At 64.8% G+C, this 3370-nt stretch carries 3 protein-coding genes; 2 read left to right on the top strand and 1 reads right to left on the bottom strand.

The genetic code is table 11. The annotated features are described in order from the left end of the window. Nucleotides 1-166: 166 nt before the first annotated feature. Nucleotides 167-1447, bottom strand: coding sequence for an NAD(P)/FAD-dependent oxidoreductase (locus tag QT222_RS04070; RefSeq protein WP_491476390.1), 1281 nt, complete (start codon nt 1445-1447; stop codon nt 167-169). Nucleotides 1448-1541: 94 nt separating this feature from the next. On the opposite strand from QT222_RS04070, the gene QT222_RS04065 reads away from it, so the two are divergent. Further along, nucleotides 1542-2711: a threonine synthase gene (locus QT222_RS04065; protein ID WP_491476389.1), complete on the top strand. Its 1170-nt coding sequence runs from the start codon at nt 1542-1544 to the stop codon at nt 2709-2711. Between the two features lie 147 nt (nt 2712-2858). Further along, a partial coding sequence (locus QT222_RS04060) for a metal-dependent transcriptional regulator (protein WP_491476388.1) occupies nt 2859-3370 on the top strand: 512 nt, incomplete at its 3' end.

The following is a 3370-nucleotide window of genomic DNA, read 5'->3' as shown; positions in this document are numbered from 1 at the left end:
AAGGAAACAGTGTGCGCGCGGGGGTGTCCCGCTCCCCCTGCGCCGGGGGCCGGGGCTTTTTCCGCCCGCTGGTGCGTAGCGAGAATGCGGACGAGCCGCACACGTTCCCGCCGTTGGGCGAGCTTCGTCGGTTGTTTTAAACTGACGGAGGCGTGTACCGTCCTTCCTACGTCGAGAGGTCGTCGCGGATGGCGTCTGCCGCCTCCTTGCCGCTCCGCATCGCGCCCTGAATCGACGACCATGCGGTGTAGTCGCCGGCGAGGTAGGTTCGACCGGGCGCGTCCCGATGGTCCGGAAGCGAATCGTGAATTTCCGGCGGTTGGGCGAACTGTGCGAAGGAGATGTAATCAGTGTGCAGCAGTTCGAGGTCGTCGAAGTAGCGCTCCGAATACCACGCTTCCAGTGTCCGGCGCGTCTTCTCGAAGAGTTCTTCTTCGGACTCGTCCTGCGCGGCAGCCCCGAGGAACGTCGCGTTCAGCAGTTCCTTTCCCGGCGGGGCGTACTCCGGCGCGACAGTCGAAAGCGGGACGACTGTATTGGGGTCTGGATTGGGGGCGTTGAGCATGATTCGCTTGCCCGCATCGAGACCGCTTCCGGTCGGGAGCGTGTAGTACTGGGTGACACAGCTGCGTGCGTCGGTCGGAATCGACCCTACGCCCGTCAGGCGGCGCGCCTCTTTGGGATCGGTCGCGACGACGACCGCGTCGGCTTCGACTGACTCGTCGTCTGTCGCGACGACCGCGCCGTCGGCGTCGCTCTGGACCGACTCGACGCGTTCGCCGAGTCGAATGGTTGCGCCTTCGTCGCGGGCGGTCGCTGCGAGTTGCTCGGGAATCGCCTGCATCCCGTCGGCCGGAACTGCGGCGCGCCCGGTAGCGAGCATCTTGAAGGTGTATTCGAACACCCGCTTCGAGGTAGAGAGCGACCGGTCGAGTGTGATGCCGCCGTAGAAGGGAGCGACAAAGTGCTCGATGAAGTCCTCGGAGAAGCCCCAATCGCGGAGGTACGCGCGGATGCTCTGGTCCGGCGAGTCGAATATCTCCCCTTCGTCGCGCGTGCTCACGTCTTGTCTGAGTGCCAACGTTCGAAGTTTGTCGCTCGTCGTCACCTCCGGATTTCGGAGAGAGTCGAACAGGCCGTCGATGTCGCGTAGGGGGTCGGAGAGGACCGACCGGCGACTCGGCCGACAGATGGTGGCTCCGGGGGCGAGTGGCCGGAGGTCGAGGGCGTCAAAGTCGAGTTCTCGCCGGACTGCGGGGTAGCCGGTTAGGAGGACCTGAAACCCGCGGTCGAGCGTAAACCCGTCTTTCGTCCGGGTTCTCACCCGTCCGCCAACGTCGTCGCGTCGTTCGATGACGGTCACGTCGGCCCCATCGACAGCGAGGTGTCGTGCGGCGACGAGGCCCGCGAGTCCCGCGCCGACGACCACGATGTGGCTATCATCCATATCCCGTTCCTTGGACGGACGACACAAAGCCCCTGCGGGTGGCGGCCATCGCCCGACGGGAAGGGCTTAGTTCCTCCCCTCGAAAGGGTCGCCTATGCGAACTTCCGACACGTTCTCAGGGCTGGTGTGTACGGAAACCGGCGACGAATACGACGCCGCCGCGACCGGGCCGAGTGATGCGGACGCGCCGCTCGACCCCACGTACGACCTCGACGCAGTCGAGTGGGACGCCGAGACGCTCGCAGAGCGCCCCTTCGATACGATGTGGCGCTACCGCGAACTACTCCCCTTTTCCGACCCGGTGACGGCGAACGAGGGCGCGACGCCGCTCGTGGCGGCCACGGCGCTCGGTGACGAAACGGGCGTCGGCACACTCCTCATCAAAGACGAGGGCCGAAACCCAACCGGCACGTTTCTCGACCGTGGCTTCTCGCTCGCGCTTACCGCTGCGCGCGAGGCCGACGCCGAGGTCGTCGCGCACGCTTCGCCCGGCAACGGCGCGCAGTCGGCGGCGTCCTACGCGGGTCTCATCGATGTTCGCTCGTACGGGTTCGTCCCATCGCGGACGCCCTTCCCGAACAAAGCGATGGTGAACGTCCACGGCGGCCAGATGAAGGTCGTCGGCGGGCGCTATCCCGCGGCGCTCTCCGCACTTCACGAAAAGCTCAAAAGCGACTGGTTCACGCTTCAGGAGTTCGACAATCCGTACCGTCACGAGGGTGCGAAAACCATCGCCTACGAGGTTGCCGAGCGACTCGATTGGTCGCTCCCGGACTGGGTGGTCGTCCCCGCCGCCACCGGCGAACTCATCTACGGCGTCTACAAGGGCTTCCGGGACCTCGCCGAGTTAGGTCTCGTCGACGACGTCCCCAGACTCGTGGCCGCCCAGTCTATCGGATGTGCACCTATCGCCACCGCGTGGGAGGCCGACAACGACGACCACGAAGCGTGGAACCACCCCGACACTATCGTCGGCGAACTGGAGATTCCCGACCCCGCTGGCGGGTCGCTCGCGCTCCGTGCCCTGCGCGAATCGGACGGCCTCGCTGTCTCCGTCAGCGACGACGACGCCCTCGAATCGGCGGTCACCGCCGCGCAAACTGCGGGCGTCGAAGTCGGTCCGGCCGGTGGCGTCGCCCTCGCCGCCATCTGGGACCTCGCGGACGAGTTCGATGCAGACGAGACGGTCGTCGCCGTCAACACCGAATCCGGGACGAAAAACGCCGATATCCTCCGTAGTCACCTGATGGGTCAAGGAATCTAGGCGGAATCCGCGGCACAGCGGTTCTGTCCTACCGGACAATCGGCGTCTCGATTCGCGATTGACGGTGTCACAGTTTCGTGATAGTCCGCGTCTCGAACTCCGATGCGCTCCACCAGATATTTGGTTTAGACACGTCTAATTCGGGGTATGTTGAGCGACGTGATGGAGGACTATCTGAAGGCTATTTACACACTCCAATTGGAACGCGGGCCGCCTGTTTCAACTTCTGACATCGCGGAATACCTCGGAAAGACGCCGCCGACGGTGACGAGCATGGTCGGCAAACTCGAAGACCGCGGACTTCTCGACCGCGAGAAGTACAAGGGCGTCGAACTGACCGGCGAGGGACAAACCGTCGCGCTCGAAGTGCTTCGACACCACCGCCTGCTCGAGGCGTATCTCACCGAACATCTCGACTACTCGTGGAGCGAGGTCCACGACGAGGCCGACGCGCTCGAACACCACATCAGCGAGGAGTTTGAACGACGTGTCGCCGCCGCGCTCGGCGAACCCAAGGTCGACCAGCACCGCGACCCCATCCCAAGCGCCGACCTCACGCCACCGGAATCGTCGGGGATGACGGCGCTCGTGGACCACGAAGTCGGCGACCAACCAGCCGTCTGTCGCGTTAGCGACCGCGACCCCGAGGAGTTCGAGGA

This window comes from Haloferax sp. s1 (assembly GCF_058382125.1).
This window is presented reverse-complemented; position numbering and strand designations above follow the sequence as displayed.